Source organism: Streptomyces lavendulae subsp. lavendulae (genome assembly GCF_002803845.1).
In the GTDB taxonomy this organism is placed as follows: domain Bacteria; phylum Actinomycetota; class Actinomycetes; order Streptomycetales; family Streptomycetaceae; genus Streptomyces; species Streptomyces lavendulae.
In genome coordinates this window covers 754933-775545 of record NZ_CP024985.1, presented here as the reverse complement: position 1 = coordinate 775545, position 20613 = coordinate 754933, and the positions used below count along the sequence as shown (strand labels likewise).

General features: G+C 73.5%; 23 protein-coding genes. 15 read left to right on the top strand and 8 right to left on the bottom strand.

The window, feature by feature from the left end:
• The first annotated feature begins 2 nt into the window (after window positions 1-2).
• Window positions 3-614: a nucleoside/nucleotide kinase family protein gene (locus SLAV_RS03495; RefSeq protein WP_030229081.1), complete on the top strand. Its 612-nt coding sequence runs from the start codon at window positions 3-5 to the stop codon at window positions 612-614.
• 92 nt (window positions 615-706) lie between these two features.
• Here SLAV_RS03495 and SLAV_RS03490 read toward each other — a convergent pair whose 3' ends face one another.
• A complete protein-coding gene (locus SLAV_RS03490; protein ID WP_078950261.1) occupies window positions 707-1255 on the bottom strand; it encodes a DUF4232 domain-containing protein in 549 nt (182 codons plus the stop codon).
• A gap of 117 nt (window positions 1256-1372) precedes the next feature.
• A complete protein-coding gene (locus SLAV_RS03485) occupies window positions 1373-2110 on the bottom strand; it encodes a ribonuclease H family protein (RefSeq protein ID WP_030229087.1) in 738 nt (245 codons plus the stop codon).
• Window positions 2111-2260: 150 nt separating this feature from the next.
• Here SLAV_RS03485 and SLAV_RS40840 point away from each other — a divergent pair, with 150 nt between their 5' ends.
• Both SLAV_RS40840 and SLAV_RS03480 read left to right on the top strand, forming a co-directional pair.
• The gene (locus SLAV_RS40840) at window positions 2261-2428 is read left to right on the top strand and encodes a hypothetical protein (RefSeq protein ID WP_158740620.1); all 168 of its coding nucleotides are present in this window, start codon (window positions 2261-2263) and stop codon (window positions 2426-2428) included.
• A gap of 114 nt (window positions 2429-2542) precedes the next feature.
• On the top strand, window positions 2543-3259 hold the full coding sequence (locus SLAV_RS03480; RefSeq protein WP_030229088.1) for a hypothetical protein: 717 nt from the start codon (window positions 2543-2545) through the stop codon (window positions 3257-3259).
• Between the two features lie 70 nt (window positions 3260-3329).
• Here the strand turns inward: SLAV_RS03480 and SLAV_RS03475 are convergent, their stop codons facing one another.
• Window positions 3330-3584, bottom strand: coding sequence for a hypothetical protein (locus SLAV_RS03475; RefSeq protein WP_030229091.1), 255 nt, complete (start codon window positions 3582-3584; stop codon window positions 3330-3332).
• Window positions 3585-3780: 196 nt separating this feature from the next.
• Here SLAV_RS03475 and SLAV_RS03470 point away from each other — a divergent pair, with 196 nt between their 5' ends.
• Window positions 3781-4206, top strand: coding sequence for a guanyl-specific ribonuclease Sa3 (locus SLAV_RS03470; RefSeq protein ID WP_030229097.1), 426 nt, complete (start codon window positions 3781-3783; stop codon window positions 4204-4206).
• 83 nt (window positions 4207-4289) lie between these two features.
• On the opposite strand, the gene SLAV_RS03465 is transcribed toward SLAV_RS03470, so the two are convergent.
• A complete protein-coding gene (locus tag SLAV_RS03465; RefSeq protein ID WP_030229099.1) occupies window positions 4290-4661 on the bottom strand; it encodes a VOC family protein in 372 nt (123 codons plus the stop codon).
• Window positions 4662-4889: 228 nt separating this feature from the next.
• Here SLAV_RS03465 and SLAV_RS03460 point away from each other — a divergent pair, with 228 nt between their 5' ends.
• From SLAV_RS03460 to SLAV_RS03430, 7 genes are all read left to right on the top strand, one after another.
• Window positions 4890-5933, top strand: coding sequence for a LacI family DNA-binding transcriptional regulator (locus tag SLAV_RS03460; RefSeq protein WP_030229103.1), 1044 nt, complete (start codon window positions 4890-4892; stop codon window positions 5931-5933).
• Between the two features lie 199 nt (window positions 5934-6132).
• Entirely contained in the window at window positions 6133-7482 is a 1350-nt protein-coding gene (locus tag SLAV_RS03455; protein ID WP_051840713.1) for an ABC transporter substrate-binding protein, read from the top strand.
• A 120-nt stretch (window positions 7483-7602) separates the two neighbouring features.
• Window positions 7603-8559, top strand: coding sequence for a carbohydrate ABC transporter permease (locus SLAV_RS03450; protein ID WP_030229107.1), 957 nt, complete (start codon window positions 7603-7605; stop codon window positions 8557-8559).
• Window positions 8556-9458 carry a carbohydrate ABC transporter permease gene (locus SLAV_RS03445; RefSeq protein ID WP_030229110.1) on the top strand — a complete coding sequence of 301 codons (903 nt, stop codon included), beginning with the start codon at window positions 8556-8558 and terminating at the stop codon, window positions 9456-9458. The genes SLAV_RS03450 and SLAV_RS03445 overlap by 4 nt, the downstream gene beginning before the upstream one ends.
• 90 nt (window positions 9459-9548) lie before the next feature.
• On the top strand, window positions 9549-10949 hold the full coding sequence (locus SLAV_RS03440; protein ID WP_030229113.1) for a GH1 family beta-glucosidase: 1401 nt from the start codon (window positions 9549-9551) through the stop codon (window positions 10947-10949).
• A gap of 148 nt (window positions 10950-11097) precedes the next feature.
• On the top strand, window positions 11098-12501 hold the full coding sequence (locus SLAV_RS03435; protein ID WP_244225232.1) for a glycoside hydrolase family 16 protein: 1404 nt from the start codon (window positions 11098-11100) through the stop codon (window positions 12499-12501).
• Window positions 12502-12632: 131 nt separating this feature from the next.
• Complete coding sequence (locus SLAV_RS03430; RefSeq protein ID WP_051840714.1) at window positions 12633-13169, top strand: GNAT family N-acetyltransferase; 537 nt, start codon at window positions 12633-12635, stop codon at window positions 13167-13169.
• Between the two features lies 1 nt (window position 13170).
• Here the strand turns inward: SLAV_RS03430 and SLAV_RS03425 are convergent, their stop codons facing one another.
• Both SLAV_RS03425 and SLAV_RS03420 read right to left on the bottom strand, forming a co-directional pair.
• Window positions 13171-13890 (bottom strand): hypothetical protein, encoded by a 720-nt coding sequence (locus SLAV_RS03425; RefSeq protein ID WP_030229120.1) that lies wholly within the window; start codon window positions 13888-13890, stop codon window positions 13171-13173.
• 160 nt (window positions 13891-14050) lie between these two features.
• Window positions 14051-15910: a M1 family aminopeptidase gene (locus SLAV_RS03420; protein ID WP_030229123.1), complete on the bottom strand. Its 1860-nt coding sequence runs from the start codon at window positions 15908-15910 to the stop codon at window positions 14051-14053.
• A gap of 462 nt (window positions 15911-16372) precedes the next feature.
• Here SLAV_RS03420 and SLAV_RS03415 point away from each other — a divergent pair, with 462 nt between their 5' ends.
• The gene (locus tag SLAV_RS03415; protein ID WP_030229125.1) at window positions 16373-17605 is read left to right on the top strand and encodes a PP2C family protein-serine/threonine phosphatase; all 1233 of its coding nucleotides are present in this window, start codon (window positions 16373-16375) and stop codon (window positions 17603-17605) included.
• Between the two features lie 48 nt (window positions 17606-17653).
• Here the strand turns inward: SLAV_RS03415 and SLAV_RS03410 are convergent, their stop codons facing one another.
• Together SLAV_RS03410 and SLAV_RS40835 are read right to left on the bottom strand one after the other, a co-directional pair.
• Complete coding sequence (locus SLAV_RS03410; RefSeq protein WP_030229126.1) at window positions 17654-17995, bottom strand: avidin-fold protein; 342 nt, start codon at window positions 17993-17995, stop codon at window positions 17654-17656.
• 108 nt (window positions 17996-18103) lie between these two features.
• On the bottom strand, window positions 18104-18520 hold the full coding sequence (locus tag SLAV_RS40835) for a hypothetical protein (protein ID WP_158740622.1): 417 nt from the start codon (window positions 18518-18520) through the stop codon (window positions 18104-18106).
• Between the two features lie 155 nt (window positions 18521-18675).
• Here SLAV_RS40835 and SLAV_RS40830 point away from each other — a divergent pair, with 155 nt between their 5' ends.
• The 3 genes from SLAV_RS40830 (at window position 18676) to SLAV_RS03390 (ending at window position 20552) form a co-directional block, all read left to right on the top strand.
• Window positions 18676-18849: a hypothetical protein gene (locus tag SLAV_RS40830; protein ID WP_158740624.1), complete on the top strand. Its 174-nt coding sequence runs from the start codon at window positions 18676-18678 to the stop codon at window positions 18847-18849.
• Between the two features lie 125 nt (window positions 18850-18974).
• Complete coding sequence (locus SLAV_RS03395; RefSeq protein ID WP_030229132.1) at window positions 18975-19451, top strand: hypothetical protein; 477 nt, start codon at window positions 18975-18977, stop codon at window positions 19449-19451.
• A gap of 237 nt (window positions 19452-19688) precedes the next feature.
• Window positions 19689-20552, top strand: a complete 864-nt coding sequence (locus tag SLAV_RS03390; RefSeq protein ID WP_078950262.1) for a S1 family peptidase — start codon at window positions 19689-19691, stop codon at window positions 20550-20552.
• Window positions 20553-20613: the final 61 nt, after the last annotated feature.

The window sequence follows — 20613 nt, the reverse complement described above, 5'->3', positions numbered from 1 at the left end:
GGATGGAGTGGGCGGAACTGGAAGACCGGGCCCGGGCCCTGGCGGCCACGGGCGGACGGCGGATCCTCGGCATCGCGGGACCGCCGGGAGCGGGGAAGTCGACCCTGGCCGCCCGGCTCGCGCGGGCGCTGGGCCCCGAACGGGCCGTCGTCGTACCGATGGACGGGTACCACCTCGCCCAGGCCGAACTGGTCCGGCTGGGGCGCACGGACCGCAAGGGGGCACCGGACACCTTCGACGCCGCCGGATACCGGGCCCTGCTCGGGCGCCTGCGCGCGGCGGCCCCCGAGGTGGTCTACGCCCCGGCCTTCGACCGCGCACTGGAGGAGCCCGTCGCGGGCAGCATCGCGGTGCCTCCCGGAGTACCGCTGGTGATCACCGAGGGCAACTACCTGCTGTACGAGACGGGGGAGTGGGCGGGGCTGCGCCCCCTGCTGGACGAGACCTGGTACCTGGCTCCCGACGAGGGCCTGCGCGTACGCCGCCTCGTCGCCCGGCACGTGCGGCACGGCCGCAGCGAGGCGGACGCGGCCCGGTGGGTCTCCCGTTCGGACGAGGCCAACGCCCGGCTGATCGAGGCCGGGCGCCACCGGGCCGACCTGGTGGTGGACTGACGCACCGGGTGCGGGCGCACCGGCGGTGTCACCGCACCGGCCGTGTCACCGCACAGGCCGGGGCCGCCGCCCGACGGACCCGGCCGACGGCGTCAGCGGAACGCCGTGGCGCGCACGCTGTTGCCGCACAGGGCGAAGTCGCCGCCGTCGTCCGGCGCCAGCTGGATGCCCCCGCCCGCGACACCCACGACGATCGTGGGGGCGACGGTCGGGGTCCCGCCGGACGCGCAGTAGCCGTCGGCCTCGCCGAGGACCGGGGTGAAGGTCAGCGTGGTCGTGGCCGTGCCGCCCACCGGCAACTGCACGGTGCGCGCCTGGCCTTGGCGGACCACGCTCAGCCCCTTGTTGCTGCCGGGCGAGCCCTGGCCCGCGAGGCCCACGGTCGGGAAGGCCTTCAGCGTGCACGGCTTGGGGCCCTTGTTGGTGACGGTCACCCGCACCCCGTTGGACCCCGTCCGCTGCGCGCTGTCGGCCGTGAGCTGCCCGCTGGTGCAGGCCGCGGCCGGGGCCCGGACCCCCGTCGGGGCCGCGGTCGAGGCCGTCGCCGTACCGGCGCCGGCCAGCAGACCCGCGGCGAGCAGGCCCGTCGCGAGCAACGCGAGCGGGGCCTCGGCCGCGCAGCTTCTCCTCGTGCCCTTCATGGGTGCTCCACCCCCCGACAGGGGGCGCCAGGATCCGGCCACCCCGTTCGATGTCGGTTCGACCCCGTTCCACTATCCCACGGGGTCTCCGCCGGGGCCCCCGGACCGGCCGCCGCCTCAGTCCTCCGATCCGGCGCAGCCGGGGTGGCCCCAGCGCGAGGCCAGCTTCACGATCGTCTCCCCGGCGGCGTACGGCTGCCCGCACGGGCAGCTCCCCGGGAACTTCGCCTTGACCGAGGCCCGCCCCCGGGCCGCGCCGCCCCCGCCGCGGGGAGCCGGGGCACCCTTCGCCGTGCCGGAGGGGGCTCGGCGGGCCGATCCGCCGCGCGCCGGGGCACTGCGGGCCGGGGCGCTGCGCGCGGGGGCCGGGACCGGCAGGTCCGCGTTGCCGAGGGCGGTACCGGCGGCCTGCTGGGTGACCGCGGCGTCGCTGGCCGCCTGGTCGGCGATGGCGTTGAGGTGGTCACCGTCTTCGCGGTGGGCGGGAACGTAGCGGAATTCCACGTCCCGCTCGCCCAGCAGCCCGTCGATGCTTTCGACGAGCTCCCGGTTGGCCACCGGCTTCCCGGCCGCGGTCTTCCACCCGTTGCGCTTCCACGCGGGGAGCCACTGCGTCACCGCCTTCATGGCGTACTGGGAGTCCATCCGCACCTCGACGGCGGTTCCGGGCGCAAGGGCCTCCAACAGTCTCTGCAGTGCGGTGAGTTCGCCGACGTTGTTGGTGGCCCGGCCCAGTGGACCGGCTTCCCAGCGCTCCGGGCGCCCCTGGGCGTCCGCGACGACCCACGCCCATCCGGCCGGCCCGGGATTACCCTTCGCCGCCCCGTCGCAGGCGGCAATGATGCGATCAGACATGCCCTGATCATGCCCCACGCGCGGGGCGGCTCCGGCCGCGGTACGGGTGGGGCGACGTACAGGCGTTTCCTCACCCGCCGTGTTTACCGCGCGCGATTTTGGTGACACGAAGTAGTGACAAGTCATCAGAATCCGACGGAAGGCAGGACCATGTCCCTGTTCGCGGTTCTCATCATCGGTCTGGTCGTCGTGGTCATCGCCCTGATCGCCGTCGGCCCCGACGTCCCGGCGAGGCGCAACCCCTCCGTCCGGCGCACCCGCACCCGCCTGACCACCGTCCCCGCGCCCCGTGAGGGCCGGCACCGCACCCAGTACTGAACCGTCCTCGCGAGGGCCGCGCCGCGCCGGGCCGCGCGGCCCCTCGACCGTCACACTGAGCGCACCGCGCGCCCCACGGGGCGCCGCTCCGAGTGACGAGGAGGACGGGGACCGATGCCGCGAACCCGAGCCGAAGCGCACACCCTGCACCCCCGCCACGAGCGCCGGGGCGAGGCGCGATGGCCCGCCGTGCTGGCGACGCTCGCCGCGATGGCCCTGTACCTGGCCTTGCCCCAGCAGTTGCTGATCACCCCGCGGTACCTGGTGCCCGCGCTGGAGATGTTGCTCCTGCTGCCGCTCATCGCCATCAATCCGCGACGGCTGACCCGCCAGACCGCGACCTTCCGCTTCCTGTCCCTGGCGCTGGTCCTCGTCATCGTCGCCGGCAACCTCGTGGCGCTGGGCATCCTCGTCCACGAGCTGCTCCACGCCCAGGTCGCCGACGGGCGCTCCCTGCTGGTGGCCGCCTTCCAGGTCTGGCTCACCAACGTCATCGCCTTCGGGCTCGCCTTCTGGGAGATGGACCGGGGCGGCCCGGTCAACCGCACCCAACTCCCGCGCGAAGAGCTGCCGCTGGCGGACTTCCGGTTCTCCCAGGACGAGAACGACGACGCCGTCGGCGAGGTCGCGGCCGGTGCGAGCGGGACCTCCGACTGGGTCCCCACCCTGGTCGACTACCTCTACGTGTCCCTCACGAACTCCACGGCCTTCAGTCCGACCGACACCATGCCGCTGTCCCCGCGGGCGAAGCTCATGATGGCCGTCGAGTCCGTCGCGGCCCTGCTGACCTCCCTCCTCGTCATCGCCCGGGCCGTGAGCATCCTGCACTGACCGCGACCCGCGACCGCGACCGCGACCGCGCGCGAACGGGTGAACGGTCGCGCGCCGCCCGCGGTCGCGGCTACGGGAGGTCCGGGGGCGGCGGACCGGTCTCGGCCTCGTACTGGTGCGGGGCGTCCCCCTGCCACTCGATCACCCGCGCGTCGCCCAGGACCAGCTCGTCCGGATCGGGCACCTCGATCCTCCGCAGGAACTCGATCACGTCGGAATCCGCGTGGGCGACCCCCAGGGCGGTCTCGTGGCCCTGCACCCGGATGGTCACCCGTCGGCCACCCGACGGTGCGATCCGGTGTACGACGATCGGCGCATGCTCCATGGCCCCAGCCTGCCCGAGACCCGCCACCCGGGCATCCCGGGCGCGGCCGTGCGGGCCCCGGGCCGGATCCCGGGTGTCGCAGGGGTTACGGCCCGGAGGCGCCCGCGTTCCGGTAGGTGCCCGGGCCGTGAACAGGCAAGAAAATCAACGTAGTTGACGTTGACGGCCGCAGCTCTACGCGCGTCATCATGACGGCATGAGAATCCCCCCTCGCCTCGTCGCCCTCGCGGGCGCCGCAGCCGTCGCCGCCACCCTCATCGCGGGACCCGTCGCCGCCGCGGCTCCCGCCTCCCACGCCGTCGCAGCCTCCTCCGCCGCCTCCGCATCGGTGAAGGCGGTGGGCAGGGTCTGTTACTCGGCGCTGCCCTCCCAGGCGCACGACACCCTCGACCTCATAGACGAGGGCGGACCGTTCCCGTACTCCCAGGACGGCGTCGTCTTCCAGAACCGCGAGGGCCTGCTGCCCGCCCACAGCACGGGCTACTACCACGAGTACACCGTCATCACCCCCGGCTCGCCCACGCGCGGCGCCCGCCGGATCATCACCGGTCAGCAGTGGCAGGAGGACTACTACACCGCCGACCACTACGCCTCCTTCCGCCGGGTCGACTTCGCCTGCTGATCCCGGCTCAGCCCCCCACCCACGCCGCCGTCCCCCCCCCCGTCCGGGGCGGGACGGCGGCCCTCGTCCGTGCGCCGCGGCCGCTACGAGGGCTGGAGGACGGAGAGGATGTTGCCCGCGGGATCGGTGAACCAGGCGATCAGCGGACCCCCCTCGCGGACGACGCCCTTCTCGTCCTGCTCGAACCCGGGGTACCGCTCGAAGCGGATGCCGCGCCCGGTCAGCCCGTCGACGGCCGCGTCGATGTCCTCGACGGGGAAGTTGAGCAGCGTGAAACCGGCCGGGACGTGATCCTCCTTCGGGTACACGAGGATCTCCGCGCCGCCCGCGATGTGCAGGGTGAGCAGGCCGTTCTCCTCGGTCACCCGCAGTCCGAGGGTCTCGCCGTAGAACTCCTTCGCCCGCTGGATGTCGTCCACGGCGAAACCGCTGAATGCCCTGGTGTCGCTGAACACGTGCCGTCCTCCCGGTGTCCGTCCCGCCGGCCGACGGCCGGCTGCCACGAGTGTCGGCCCGGCCACGCGCGTCCGGTGGCTCCGCACCGGCGCGCGCCACCGATTCCCCCGAAAGCACGCGTCCTGGCCGTTGTTGCGGGAGCGCTCTCCGGGCCGCGGGGCACCGGATACCCTGCAGATCCCGACGCAGCCGCTCTGCTGCCGACCGCGACAGAAGAGGAGCCCGCCGTGCCTGAGCACCCCACCGGACACCGACCCACTCTGGAAGCGGTCGCGGCGCGCGCCGGGGTGTCCCGGGCGACGGTCTCGCGTGTGGTCAACGGCGGGGCCGGGGTGCGGCAGCTCGTCGCGGACAAGGTGCGCGAAGCCGTGGCCGAGCTGGGCTACGTACCCAACCCGGCGGCCCGGACCCTGGTCACCCGGCGCACCGGTGCGGTGGCGGTCATCATCGCCGAGCCGGAGGTCCGCATCTTCTCGGACCCCTTCTTCTCCCAGCAGGTCCGCGGCATCAGCAAGGAACTCAACGCCCACGACACCCAGTTGGTGCTCCTGCTGGTGGAAGGCCCGGAGGACTACGAGCGGATCGCCCGGTACCTGGCCGGCGGCCACGTCGACGGCGCGCTGGCCTTCTCCCTGCACGCGGACGACCCGCTCCCCGCGATCGCGACCCGCATCGGGCTGCCCACCGTGTACGGCGGCCGGCCCGCGTGGACCCCGGCCCCGGGCGGACCCGCCGGGGTGACGTACGTGGACGCCGACAACCGGGGCGGGGCGCGGCTGGCCGTACGTCACCTCGCGGACCGTGGCCGCACCCGCATCGCGCACATCGCGGGCCCCGGCGACATGACCTCGGCGACCGACCGCCTCGACGGCTACCGGGACGCCCTGCCGCCCGCCTGCCCGCCGATGGTGGCCGAGGGGGACTACACGGTGGAGGGCGGGGCGCGGGCCATGGCGGACCTGCTGGAGCGGCATCCGGAACTCGACGCCGTCTTCGCCGCCAGCGACCAGATGGCGGTGGGCGCGCTGCGCGTCCTGCGGGAGCGGGCCCGCCGGGTGCCTCAGGACGTGGCCCTGGTCGGCTTCGACGACATGCGGTCGGTGGCCGAGTGCGCCGATCCGCCGCTGACCACCGTCCACCAGGACATCGAGGGCATGGGCCGGATGATGGCCCGGCTGCTGCTGGGCGCCCTGGACCGGGACCGCGGCGGGATCCTCGCCCCGACCTCCCTGATCACCCCGACCAGGCTGGTGCGCCGCGACTCGGCCTGACCCGGCGCGGGAGGTCTGCGGCCTGGACGTCCGCCCCGTGACCGCCTCCCCGAAACCGCCTCCGGGCCGTCAACCACGCCTGGCCGCAAAGCCGTTACGCGTTCAGGTCTTGACGGGAAGATCCGGGCGGGGCACGCTCCAGACGCAGCGCTTGAGAGCGCTCTCATCCACCTACGCCGAAGCCCAGGGGAGACCACCCATGCCCACAGCCCGAGCCGCCGCCACCACCGGCATCCGCGCCGGCACCCCCACCGCCCTCGCCCGCGGCGTCGCCCTCCGCCTCGGCGCGGTGGCCCTCGCCGGAGCCCTGCTGACCGCCTGCGGATCCGGCGCGCAGCCGGAGGACGCCGCGGCCGGCGCCGGGGCCAAGGTCACCGTCACCGTCGACCTCTTCGGCTCCTTCGGCTACAAGGAGGCCGGGCTCTACGCGGAGTACGAGAAGCTGCACCCGGGCGTCACGGTCAAGCAGACGGACACCGAGGACGAACAGGACTACTGGAAGTCCCTGCAGACCAGGCTCGCGGGCGGCGGAGGCCTCGCCGACGTCCAGGGCATCGAGGTCGGCCGGATCGCCGCGGTGACCCAGCAGCAGGCGGACAGGTTCGAGGACCTCAACGCCTACGGGGCGGGCGCGCTGCGCAGCTCCTTCGCCGACGCCAAGTGGTCGGCGGCCACCACCAAGGACGGCAAGGTGCTGGGCCTGGGCACCGACGTGGGACCCGAGGCCATGTGCTACCGCCGCGACCTGTTCGAGAAGGCCGGACTGCCCACCGGCCGCGAGGAACTTGCCGCCCAGTGGTCCACCTGGGAAGGCTACCTGGAGCTGGGCCGGCGCTACCGCGACCACGCCCCCGACAAGAGCGCCTGGCTGGACAGCGTCGGCAGCCTCTACGCCGTCATGACCGGCCAGGAGAAGGAGCGCTACTACGACGCCGCCGGCGCACTGGTGTACGAGACCAACCCGGCCGTCAGAACGGCCTGGAACACCTCCGTGCGCGCCGCCCAGGACGGGCTGAGCGCCAAGCTCGACCAGTGGTCCGCGCCGTGGAACCAGGCCTTCGCCGCCGGCTCCTTCGCCACCCTCCCGTGCCCCGCCTGGATGCTCGGCTACATCAAGGGCCAGGCGGGCGACGCCGGGGCGGGCAAGTGGGACGTCGCCGCGCTGCCGGGCGGCGCCGGGAACTGGGGCGGTTCCTACCTCGCGGTCCCGCGCGCCGCGAAGCACAAGAAGGAGGCCTACGCGCTCATCCAGTGGCTCACCGCCCCCGAACAGCAGGCCCGGCTCTTCGAGAAGCAGGGCTCCTTCCCCTCCTCCACCGGCGCGATCGCCAAGGTCGCCGACGTCAAGGACTCCTACTTCTCGGACGCCCCCACCGGCCGGATCTTCGGCGACGCCGCCAAAGCCGCACCCGTCCAGGTGCTCGGAGCCGCCGACAAGACCATCGCCGACCAGATCACGAACGCGCTGAGCGAGGTCGAGCGCAAGGGCACCGCTTCGGACAAGGCGTGGGAGAACGCCAGGAAGGGCGTACGGAACGCCACCGGCTGACACCGCCTACACCGCTCCGGCCGCCAGCCCGCCGACCGCTCCCGTCCCCGCGCCGCCGACACCGCTCCCCGCCGCCGACACCGCTCCCCGCCGCCGACACCGCCCCCGAAGGGCCCGCCGATGACCCGCCCAGCACCCGCCACCGCCGCCGCAGGCACAGGCACCGGACCCCCGCCCGCCGCCCGACGGGTCCGGCGGTCCCTCGCCCCGTACGCCTACGTCGCCCCGTTCTTCACCCTCTTCGCCGCCTTCGGCCTCTTCCCCCTCCTCTACACCGCCTTCGTCTCCCTCCACCGCGTCGAACTCCAGACGCCCGGGGTGATGGAGTGGAGGGGCCTGGACAACTACACGGCGCTCTTCTCCGACAGCTACTTCTGGACCGCGCTGCGCAACACCTTCACCATCGGGGTCCTCTCCACCGTCCCCCAGCTCGCCATGGCCCTCGGCCTCGCCCACCTGCTCAACCGCCGCCTGCGCGCCCGCACCTTCTTCCGCACCGCCGTGCTGCTCCCGTACGCCACCTCCGTCGCCGCCGCCACCCTCGTCTTCGCGCAGCTCTTCGGCCGCGACTTCGGCATCGTCAACCAACTCCTCGCCCTCGCCGGCATCGGCCCGGTGGACTGGCAGACCGGCACCGTCGCCTCCCAGCTCGCGGTCTCCTCGATCGTGGTGTGGCGCTGGACCGGCTACAACGCCCTGATCTACCTGGCCGGCATGCAGAGCATCCCGTCGGAGCTCTACGAGGCCGCAGAGCTGGACGGGGCCTCGGGCTGGCGGCAGTTCGTCCACGTCACCCTGCCCGGACTGCGCCCCACGATCGTCTTCACCACCGTCGTCTCGACCATCGGCGCCACCCAGCTCTTCGGCGAACCGCTGCTCTTCGAGGGCTCCGTCTCGGGCGGCATCTCGCACCAGTACCAGACCCTCGGCCTCTACCTGTACGAACAGGGCTGGGGCTTCTTCCACCTGGGCCGCGCGGCCGCGATCGCCTGGGTGATGTTCCTGCTCATCCTGATACTGGTCGGCGCCAACGCCTTCCTCGTACGGAGCCGTTCCCGCAAGGAGGCCGTCCGATGACCGCCCTCACAGCCCCGCCCTCGCGCCGGGCGGCCGCCGCAGACCCCGCCCTGCCCGTCCGCCGGCGCGGCCGGTCCGGCGGGCCGCGGCGCGGCGGCCGGCTCACGTACGCGGTCCTGACCGCGGCCGTGCTGGTCTCGGCGTTCCCGTTCTACTGGACGATCGTCGCGGCCAGCCGCTCCAACGCGGACCTCGCGAAGGCCCCGCCCTCGCTGCTGCCCGGCCCGAACCTGATGCACAACCTCCGGCAGGTCCTGGAGGAGGCCGACATCGGCAAGGCCCTGCTCAACTCCCTCATCGTCTCCGGCTCGATCACCGTGGGCACCGTCCTGTGCTCCACCCTCGCCGGCTTCGCCTTCGCCAAACTGCGCTTCCGCGGCCGGGGGCTGCTGCTCACCCTCACCGTGTCCACGATGATGATCCCGCCGCAGCTCGCGGTGATCCCGCTCTTCATGCTGATCGCCCGGCTCCACTGGGTCAACCAGCTCCAGGCCGTCGTCCTGCCCGGACTCGTCTCGGCCTTCGGGGTGTTCTTCATGCGGCAGGTCCTCGTCCAGTCCCTGCCCGACGAACTGATCGAAGCGGCCCGCGTCGACGGCGCCTCCACGGCCCGGATCTTCCGGTCCGTCGTGCTGCCGATCGCCCGGCCCGGCATGGCCGTGCTCGGCCTGCTCACCTTCATGACGGCGTGGAACGACTTCTTCTGGCCCGTCGTCGCGCTCTCCTCGCAGGAACCGACCGTGCAGGTCGCGCTCCGCCAGCTGGGCGGCGGCTACGTCCACGACCAGTCCGTGATCATGGCGGGCACCCTGCTCGGCACCCTTCCCGTACTGCTGGTCTTCGGCCTCCTCGGCCGTCAGATCGTCGGCGGCATCATGCAGGGCGCGGTCAAGGGCTGACCTCCGCGCACCCGTATCCGCACCCGCACCCGCCCGACGCCCCGCCCGTCCCGTCCCGTTCCGCCCTCGCACCCCGGGAGTTCCCCTCCGATGACCGACGTCGACGCACGCCCCGGCACCACGCCCCTCCTGCGCTTCCCCCACGGATTCCGCTGGGGCACGGCCACCGCCGCCTACCAGATCGAGGGCGCGGCCACCGAGGACGGCCGCACCCCGTCCATCTGGGACACCTTCAGCCACACCCCCGGCAAGGTCCGCAACGGCGACACCGGAGACGTCGCCGCCGACCACTACCACCGCATGCGCGAGGACGTCGCCCTCATGAAACGCCTCGGGGTGAGCGACTACCGCTTCTCCGTCTCCTGGCCCCGGGTCCAGCCGACCGGCAGCGGCCCCGGTTCACCGCAGGGCCTGGACTTCTACCGGCGGCTCACCGACACGCTGCTCGACGCCGGGATCCGCCCGGTCGCCACCCTCTACCACTGGGACCTGCCCCAGGAACTGGAGGACGCCGGGGGCTGGCCCCGGCGGGAGACGGCCGAGCGCTTCGCCGAGTACGCCTCCCTCACCGCCGGGGCCCTCGGCGACCGGGTGGCGACCTGGACGACCCTCAACGAGCCCTGGTGCGCCGCCTTCCTCGGCTACGCCTCCGGGGAGCACGCCCCGGGCCGCACCGACCCGGCCGCCGCCCTGCGCGCGGCCCACCACCTCAACCTCGCCCACGGGCGTGCGGTCCAGGCGCTGCGCGCCTCCGCGGCGCCCTCGGCCGAGGTCTCCCTGACCCTCAACCTGCACGCGGTGCGCCCGCTGACGGACTCCGCGGCCGACCGCGACGCGGCCCGCAGGATCGACGCCCTCGGCAACCGCGTCTTCCTCGACCCCGTCTTCCACGCACGGCTCCCGCAGGACCTGGTCCGCGACACGGCAGCGCTCACCGACTGGTCCTTCGTGCGCGACGGCGACCTGCGGACCGCCTCCGCCCCGATCGACTCCCTCGGCGTCAACTACTACGCCCCGACCCTCGTCGCGGCGGGCGGCCACCCCACGCCCTCGCCCTGGCCCGCCGCCGGAGGGCACGTGGGCTTCCCGCGCCTCCCCGGTCACCGGACCGCCATGGACTGGCCGGTCGACGCCGAGGGGCTCTACGGGCTGCTCACCGCGCTGCACGAGGAACTGCCCGGCGTACCGCTGCTGGTCACCGAGAACGGGGCGGCGTACGACGACTACGCCGACCCGGCCGGCCGCGTCCGCGACCCGGAACGGATCGCCTACCTGCGGGCCCACCTGGCCGCGGTGCACCGGGCCATCGAGCGGGGCGCCGACGTGCGCGGGTACTTCCTGTGGTCGCTGCTGGACAACTTCGAGTGGGCACACGGCTACGGCAAGCGGTTCGGCATCGTCCACGTCGACTTCGCGTCCCAGCGGCGGACACCGAAGGACAGCGCCCGCTGGTACGCCGACGTCATCGCGCGCGGCGGCTTCGTTCAGTAAGTGAAGACTCCGGATCGCGCCCGGGTTTTACGTGTTCACCTCTTGCCCACCCGTGGGGCGGAGGGGCACAGTAGCGGCGCACCCCTTGTTTGAGAGCGCTCTCATCCCCCCACCCGGCCAGCCCCCAGAGAGGGTTCCCATGAGAGTCATGCCCCCACCGCGAGGATTCCTGAGGCGAGCGGCCCTCGCCGTCGCCGCCCTGCTCGTACCCGCCGCCGCCGTGCTCGTCGCCGTGCCGGCGGGTGCCTCCGTGCCCGCCGACCCGCCCGGGTGGACCTCGGTCTTCAGGGACGACTTCAACGGTCCGGCGGGATCCGGGATCAACGGCGCCGACTGGCTGTACACGACCGGGACGAGCTACCCGGGCGGCCCGGCCGGCTTCGGCACGGGCGAGATCGAGACGATGACCGTCGACCCGTCCAACGTCTCCCTCGACGGCGCCGGCAACCTGCGCATCACCCCGCTGCGCGACGGCGGCGGCAACTGGACCTCGGGCCGCGTCGAGACCAGGCGCTCCGACTTCCAGCCGCCCGCCGGCGGCAGGCTGCGCGTCGAGGCCCGCATTCAGATGCCGAACGTCACGGGCGCGGCGGCCAAGGGCTACTGGCCCGCCTTCTGGATGCTCGGCGCCCCCTACCGGGGCAACTGGTGGAACTGGCCCGGCATCGGTGAGATCGACATCATGGAGAACGTCCAGGGCATCAACAACGAGTGGGCCACGATGCACTGCGGCACCAGCCCCGGCGGACCGTGCAACGAGACCACCGGCATCGGCGGCCAGCGCGTCTGCTCACCCACCAGCTGCCAGGGCGGCTTCCACACCTACGCCGCCGAATGGGACCGCGGCACCAGCCCCGAACAGGTCCGCTTCTACCTCGACGGCGTCAACTTCCACACCGTCCGCGCGGACCAGATGGACGCCGCCACCTGGAACGCGGCGACCGGCCACGGCTTCTTCCTCATCCTGAACGTCGCCATGGGCGGTGCGTTCCCCGGGGCCTTCGGCGGCGGCCCCGACGCCGGCACCCAGCCCGGTCACCCCATGACGGTGGACTACGTCGCGGTCTGGCAGAGCGGCGGGGGCACCACCACCCCGCCCACCCCGACGCCCACACCGACCCCCACCCCGCCGGCCGGCGGCCGTGACGCCTACGCGGCGATCCAGGCGGAGTCGTACGACGGCCAGGCGGGCCTGACCACCGAGACCACCACCGATACCGGCGGCGGCCGCAACGTCGGCTCGGCCGCCCACGGCGACTGGGCCCGCTACCAGGGGGTCGACTTCGGCACCACGGCGGCGACCCAGTTCCGGGCCCGGGTCGCGAGCGGCGCGGCGGGCGGGGTCAGCGGACTGGTCGAGGTACGCCTGGACAGCCGCACCAACCCGCCGGTCGGCAGCTTCGCCATCGCCGACACCGGTGGCTGGCAGAGCTGGCGGACCGTCCCGGCGAACATCTCGGGCGTCACCGGCGTCCACGACGTCTACCTGACCTTCACCAGCGGCCAGCCGGCCGACTTCGTGAACGTCAACTGGTTCGACTTCGGCCACTGACGGCCGGTCCGTCCGGCCCGGCCGACCGGGCCGGACGGACCGTCACCCGGAGCCCGCTCGGGGGCGTTCCCGCCGTCCCGGCCGGACGGTTCCCGTGCGCGCCGGGCGCCCCGCGTGATACTCCTCCTGCCATGGGAGATCTGGTGACGGCCCGGCTCGTGCTCCATCCGATGACCGGCGACGAGGCCGGGCGGCTGGTGGCCGGCGAGCCGCCCCACGGCGTCCGATGGGCGCCCGGATACCCCACCGACGGCGACGTCGTCGCCGCCGAGCGCCTCTTGCGCACCCTCGCGGACACCGGGGACCCCGGGCCGTTCGGCAGCTATGAGATCCGCCTCCGCGAGGACGGCGCCGCGGTCGGCGGCGCGGGTTTCCACGGACCCGCGGACGAGGACGGCCGCGTCACGATCGGCTACGGCCTCGTCCCCTCGGCGCGGGGCCGGGGATACGCCTCCGAAGCCCTGCGCGCGCTGCTCGTGTGCGCGCGGGTCCACGGCGTCACGTGCGTGCGGGGCGACGTCGACCACGAGAACATCGCGTCCCACCACGTCATGACGGCGGCCGGCATGCGGCCCGTGGGGGAGGACGAACGCGTCACGTACTTCGAGATCGCCTGGACCGGCGGCCACGGCCACGGCCGGCCGGGCGGCAGACCTGCCGGACCTTGACCTAGGAGACGGCGTACCACTGGCTGGCCCAGCCGGTGTTGATGGTGCTCGTGGCCTGCTCGGCGAGGTTCACGGTGGCCGGCAGCGAGGTCTGGCCGGTCAGGACGGTGCTGTAGCGGAGCCTGGGCGGGGTCAGGCCGGCGTTGACCGAGATTCCGGCGCCCGTGGACTTCAGGGTGAGGGCGTTGGTGGCCCAGTTGCCGTTGAGCAGGAGGGCGATGAAGTAGGTCCCGGGGGCGGCGGTGAACGGCTTGGCCAGGGGCAGCGGCTTGGCGACCGCGTCCGTCATCAGCTGCGGGGAGATGTCCGCGGTGGCCGAGAGCAGGGTGCCCTTGTCGTCGTAGACGCCCAGGTAGCAGTTGGAGAGCTGGGCGCCCGGGTCGATGCCGGCCAGGCCCAGCCAGATGTTCGACCACGTGATCTGCTCGCGCAGCACGATCCGTACCAGGGTGACGCGCCCGCCGACCCCCGCGGCCGACTGGGCGGTGACGTGCCCGGCGTCGTTGGGGTCGCCGGTCCAGGCGAGGAGGTTCTGGTCCTGCGGCCGGGGCCCCTCGAACCCGCCCGTACCGCCCTGCGCCGGTGCGGCCGCCGGGCCGGACGCGGCCGAACCCGCCTTGCCGTGCGGTTCCCCGCCCGACGAGCTGCAGCCCGTCAGGACGAGCAGCGCGGTGAGCGCGGCGGCCAGGCGGGTCGTGGCGGTGGTGGTGCGCGTGCGCATGGCTGGGTCCCCCGTGAGGTGCGGTTGTGCCGACGCGCCATGGTCACACGGGCCGTTCGCGGGCCCGTCACCCGCCCTCACGCCCGCCCTCACGCCCGCCACCGGTCCGCCGCGGGTGACGCCCGAGTGGGCGCCCACCGCGGCGGACCGGGACGGAGCGTCAGCCGTCGATGCGGTGCTGGGTCCAGAAGGAGGTCAGGTCCGTGGTCGTGGCGGCCTGGGCGGCCGCCTTGAACTCGGCCGTGGTCGAGACCCCGTACCAGTGCGAAGTGGCGTAGTCCTTGAGGACCTTGGCCATGGCGGTGTCACCGAGCACGCGCCGCAGGTCGTGCAGGGCGCACTTGCCGTAGCCGTAGACGACGGTGGAGTACCGGGAGGAGTGGGCGTCCCAGTAGCCCATGGAGTTGGTGATCTTCTCGGCCGAAGAGGCCCAGGAGACGCTGTTCCAGCAGCCGCTGCCGGTCTTGTTCTGCGCCAGGTCGGTGGCGTAGTCGGTGAAGGCCTCGTCCAGCCACGGGTTGTTGTACTCGTCGTCGCCGACGATGCCGTACCACCACTGGTGCGCGATCTCGTGGGTGAGCGCCGTCGTGCTGACCAGGTCCAGGACGAACCCGGGGTACTCCATCCCGCCGAACCAGTAGTTGTTGTCGATCACCGCGTCCAGCTCGCCGTACGGATACGCCCCGAAGCGGGCCGAGTGGGCGTCCACGGCGGACGTGGCGGTGCTGAGCATCGACTGGGCGTCGGACGAGCTGATGCCCGACACGGAGTAGATGTTGACGGGGGTGCCGGCGGCCGAGGTGCCGGAGATCTTGCTGAACGGACCGGCCGCCCAAGCGAAGTCGCGGACCTTGGTGGCGGTGGCGGTGGTGATCGTGCGCCCGCTGGTCCCGGGGGTGTCGACGGAGGCGCCGGTGGCCGGTACGAGCAGGGTGCTCGGGTGGTCCAGGGTCACCTTGAAGTCGGAGGCCAGGGAGTAGAAGGACTCCCCGTTGTTGGTGTACGGGTCCAGGTGCCAGCCCGCCGCGTCCCGGACCGCGAGCACGGGCAGGGCGTTGCCGAGCATGCTGAAGGCCCCGTCGTAGCCGAAGCGGTCGGCGCCGCTGGGCACGGTGATGCCGAGGTCGAAGCCGATGGTGGCGCTCTGGCCCTGGGTCAGCGGGGCGGGCAGGTCGATCTTGAGGGCCGTGCAGCCGACGCTGAGCGCGCCCGCGGTGCCCCCGGTGACGTTGGTGACCGTGATCGGCATGGCGGAGCAGGTGCCGTGGTAGTTGTCCCACAGCCGCAGGTACACCTCGCTGAGCGCGGTGGCGGAGGCGTTGGTGAAGGTGGCGCTCTCGTGCCCGCTCCAGACGGTCCCGGCGGTGTTGCTGCTGAGGTTCACGGTGTAGGAGGGGGCGGACGGGGTCCGGGTGGAGTCCCCGGGCGGGGTGGTGCCGCCGGAGGTGTCAAGGGCCACGTCGTCGACCACGAAGCTCGTCTGGAGGCTGGAGTCCTCGGTTCCGGTGAAGCCGACGCTCACGGTCTGGCCCGCGAACGCCGACACGTCGAAGGACTTCTGGACGTAGCCGGTGTTCTTGTCCAGGTTCGAGTACGTCGCGAGCGTCGTGCTGCCGATCTTCGCCGTCAGCTTGTCGTACTTCGTGGACGTGGTGGTCTCGGCGGTGTCGATGTGCAGCCAGAAGGTGAGGGTGGCGCTGCTGCATCCGGAGGGGATCGTGACGCTCTGGGAGAGCGTGTCGGTGTGCGTGCTGCCGACGCCGTTCAGCCAGGCGAAGGAGGAGCCTCCGTGGGCGCTCTGTCCGGCGCGGCTGGTGATGACGCTCGCCTGGGACTGGGTCCAGGGCGAAGTGTCGCTCTCGAAACCGCCGTTGGCGACGACCTGGGCCGGCGTGCAGGCGGCGGCCCGCGGGGCGGGGACCGGTGCGGCGGCGGCCGGGGTGGCGGTGACCGAGGCGGCGGCCAGCGCGGCGACGGCCAGCGCGGTCGTCGCGAGGGCCTTGTGGGGGGTGGATCTCACGCGGAACTCCTTTGAGGCGGCCGGGATCCCGGCCTGCTCGGTGACCGCCCGGACGGCGAGGGTGCGCCGGAGGGCGGCCGGGGGCTGTGCGCATCGCTCGCGCGACCGCGGTGGTGAGATGGGTGCGGTGCCGCCCGGGTCGGGGCGACAACTGCCGGAAGCCTGGCAGATTTGACGCGGGCATGCCATCAGGGGTGGGTAAAGTGTTGGCGAGCCCCTCCTTTGCCGACCCCTGTGCCGGCGGATCGGACGTGCCCCGTGCGAGTGTCCGTACGCGTGCCCGTACGAGCGCCCGGTACGAGTGCCCCGCCACGGGACGCACCGGCACCCACCCCCCTCTACGCCGTGCGGCCGCCGGTGACCCCGTGCTGTCACCCGACCGCGCCACCGGGTCGGATCCGCCCTTCCTGCCTATGGTGAGAGGAGGGCAGGACCGAACGGTCTCACGCGGGCAGGTGGAGTGTGGGCGCTACCGGGATCGATTTCGAAGCGGTTTTCCGGGCCCTGCCGGGTGCGGTCGCCCTGCTGAGCAAGGACCTCGTCTTCGCCGAGGCCAACGAGGCCTACCTGCGGCTGTCGGGCCGCACGCGCGAGGAGGTCCTGGGCCGCTACCTCTTCGACGTCTTCCCCGACAACCCCGACGACCCGGCCGCCAGCGGCATGCGCAACCTGCACGCCTCCCTGTGCCGGGTCGCCGCCTCCGGGGAAGCCGACAGCATGGCCCTGCAGCGCTACGACGTGGAGGACCCCGACCGGCCCGGGACCTGGGAGGAGCGCTACTGGAGCCCCGTGAACGTACCGGTGTTCGGCCCGGACGGTTCCGTGGCGCTCGTGCTGCACCGGGTGGAGGAAGTCACGGAACTCATCCGGGCCCGCGGCACCCGCAGCGGCGGTGAGCGCGCCCGGGTCCTGGAGGCAGAGCTCTACACCCGCGCCCGGGAACTCCAGGAGCTCAACCAGCGCCTGCGCGACGCCCACGCCCGCGAACGCGAGGTCGCGCTCCACCTCCAGGAGGCGATGCTGCCCGAGCCCGACCCGCTGGGTCACCACAGCGCCGCGGTGCGCTACCGGCCCGCCACCGGATCCCTCAACGTGTGCGGCGACTGGTACGACCTGTTCGACCTGCCCGGCCGCCGGTACACCGCGGTCGCCGTCGGTGACGTCGTCGGCCACGGACTGCGGGCCGCCGGTGTCATGGGCCAGCTCCGCAGCGCCCTGTCCGCCGCGTCCCGGGTCGCGGCGGGCCCCGCCCAGGCCCTGGAGGTGCTCGGCCTGTACGCCCGCTTCGTCAAGGGCGCCGAGTCCACCACCGCCGTGTCGGTTTTCATCGACTGGTCCGGCCACACCCTCACCTACAGCAGCGCCGGCCACCCCCCGCCGGTGCTCTGCGCCCCGGACGGCACCGTGACCTTCCTCGACCTGGCGACCGACCCCCCGCTGGGCGCCCGCCCCGAACACGTCACCCGCCCCCAGAGCCGGGCCGGCTTCACGGAGGGCTCCACCCTCGTCCTCTACACCGACGGACTCGTCGAGCGCCGCCACGAGGACATCGACATCGGCCTGCGCCGGCTCGCCGACTCCGTCGTCCGCCACCGCGCCGCCGACCCCGAGAGCCTGGCCGACGCCCTCCTGACCGACCTGGTCCCGCCCGCCGGCATCACCGACGACACCGCCCTGGTCGTCCTGCGCCTGTGACCACCCGGCGGCCGGCGGGGACGACCGCCCGGCCGCGGACGCCGGGGCTCAGACCGGCGGCTGCTCGACGACGCTGGTGCCGCTCCCCTCCTGGGACTCCCACGTCCAGGTCTCCTCCAGGCGCAGGCGGCCGTCGGCGAGGGCCCGCACGAGCGAGACGCAGTGCCCGGACGCCGTCGTGCCGTCGAGCCGGAGCTGGACGTAGCGGAAGTCGACGGTGTCACCGGACCGGGTACCGACGAGGTGCCCCCTGACGACGTCCCCGCCCCGGTACTCGGCCCAGACGTGGCCGTCCTGCTCGTGGTACTCGAAACGGGTCCGGCGGCCGACCTGACCGGGTGCCTGATCGGCCACCGGGACGAAGACGAGACCGTCGAGCGAGCGCGCCATGAGTGGCTCCTGGGTGCAGAGTGCGAAGCGGGCCGGGGCCGCGGCCCTCCGTACGGCCGTGCGCGGGCACCACGCCGATCGCGGGCACGAGGCGATCCCCGGCCGACACTACCCCGGCCGTCGGGGCCCCCGGCAGGCGCGGCAGACCCGGCCGCTGCGGCGCACCGCGGACGGACGCCGGTGGCTGATGTGGCCCGTGGCGCAACGGATGAGGTGAGGGGTGTGGACGCCGAGCCACAGGGGTTCGAGGAGGACCGCGCCTACGGCCGCCAGGCGTTCCAGGAAGGCGGCCGAGGCGGCGGCCGGGTCCTTGCGCGCACAGGTCCGGCACAGGCCCTGCCCCTGCTGCACGTTCGACGGCCGCGGGGCGCACAGATGGCCGGCCGCGCAACGGATGCGGTGCGGGGTGGCGTTGCCGAGCCAGACGGGTTCGAGGAGCTGCGCCCCGGCGTCGGCGAGGCGGGTGTGGAACGCCGCCTCTGCGCGTAACGAATGAGCGGGACGGCGAGGACGATGCTGGTACACGGGCTCCCCCGGAACGGTGCAGGACCGGCGAACGGACAAAGGACACCGCCCATTTCACCTGAATCCGCACACCGAACGCCACCGCCGCCCACCGCAAACCGTCCCGGACGACGGGGAGAATCGGTCAACTGCCGCCGGGTGCCGCGGAGTTCGCCGTGCCCGGATCCCAGGAGTTCTCCGCCGTCAACGACGCACCGCTCGGCCGCCGGCCCCCCGACGCCACCCCGCTGCTCCTCGCGGGCAGCAGCGGCGCCCACGGCGCGGCGAAGGTCGCGGGCTTTCCCGGCCGCCGGCGAGGGGGCCGCGGCCGCGCACGGGGCGGGGCCTGAGGAAGATCGTCCAGGGCGTCCCGGCACGGCTGCCGGGGTCCCAGCGGGTGCGGGGTTCCCCCGAGTGGGGGAAGCTGGGCTTGGCCTCAGTGCCGACAGCAGTCCGGACGGGCGAGGGAGGCCTCGTGGACGCTTCAGGAGACCAACGGCTCATCCGCACGCCCCGGCGCGGGCTGCGTACGACCACCGTGCTGTGCGCGGCCGCCGCCCTGGCCGTGGCGGCCGTTCCGGCCGCCGCGCGGCCCGCGGCCCCACCGGAACAGGAACCCGTGGTGCTCGTCGACTGCTTCGAGCAGGCGCAGGTGCGCCCCGACGACTTCGTGCTGGCCTGCGGTGACGGCAACAACCGCCTCGTCCGGCTGCACTGGGACAGCTGGGGCCGGCGGACCGCGACGGCCACCGGAACCGACATGGTGAACGAATGCCGCCCCAACTGCGCGGAGGGCCGCTTCCGCGGCTACCCGGTGAAGGTGACCCTGAGTGAGCCGGACCAATGGCCCACCGCCCCCGACCTGCGGCGCTTCACCAAGATCCGGCTCGTCTACCCGGACACCGCGCCGGCGCCGGTCGCGAAGGACGTGACGTACAAGCTCGTCTACTGACCCCGCCCGGATGCGCACCCCGGCGGCCCCGCACCCACCACGGAGCCCCGGGACACCAGCCCGGGGCTCCGTGCACTTCGCTGACCGCCCCGTTCAACGAGCGTCCGGGGCCGGGGTCACGCCCGGATCCGGCCGAGCGGTCCGAACCGGCCGCCCGCGTGGCCGACGGGGCCGGGATCCGCCTACGGTGGCAAGGTGGCCGTTCCCCAGCGGGGCGGCCTAGCGAAGGGCGCTGCCATGTCCCCTGCCACCCCTGCCACCCCGCCGGCCCCGCCCCGGGCCGCCGCCCGCACCCGTCCGCCGCGCCGTGCACCGGTCCGGGTCGCCGTGATCGGGGCGGTCGCCGCGCTGTGCGCGACCGTGACGGGCGGCGGGGCCCACGCCATCGTCAACGGGCACGACGCCGTCGGGCCCTACCCGTTCATGGTGTCCATCCCGATGACCTACGCCTACGGCAGCGGGCGGATCGCCGGGGTGTGCGGCGGATCGCTGATCGCACGCGACTGGGTGGTCACCGCCGCCCACTGCGCCGAGGACACGCCGACCTCCCACCCGACCGGCACCGTCAGGGTCGGCAGCGAGCGGCGGCACACGGGCGGCACGGTCCGCACGATCGTCGAGAAGGTCGTCCACCCCGGCTACGACGGGCGGGACGGCCGCTCGCACGACGACATCGCCCTGCTCAGACTGGACCGTCCGGTCCCGCAGCAGCCGATCGAGATCGCCGCACGCGCACCCCGGGTGGGCGCCGACACCCGCATCCTCGGCTTCGGAGCCCTGGCCGACGTACAGACCGCCGAGGAGTGGGTGCTGTCCGAGCGGCTGCAGGAGCTGGACACCCGCAGCGCCGCCCCGAGCGTGTGCCTCGGACTGAAGGCCGCCACCGAGCTGTGCACGACCAGCCGGGAGCCCGGCGCGATGGCCTGCTACGGAGACTCCGGCGGACCGCAGATCCAGCGGGCCGGCGGCCGGTGGAGGCTCGTCGGCGCCACCTCCGGCGACGGCGACCACGCCGTGGACCCCAAGTGCGGCAACGGCCCCGGGATCTGGACCTCGGTGCCCGCCTACCGGGGATGGATCGAAGCGACGCTGAACGGCTGAACGGCCGACCGGTGGTGCGCGAGGGAACCGGCGGGCCGCCCGGTGCGTTCTGAAGGGAGTA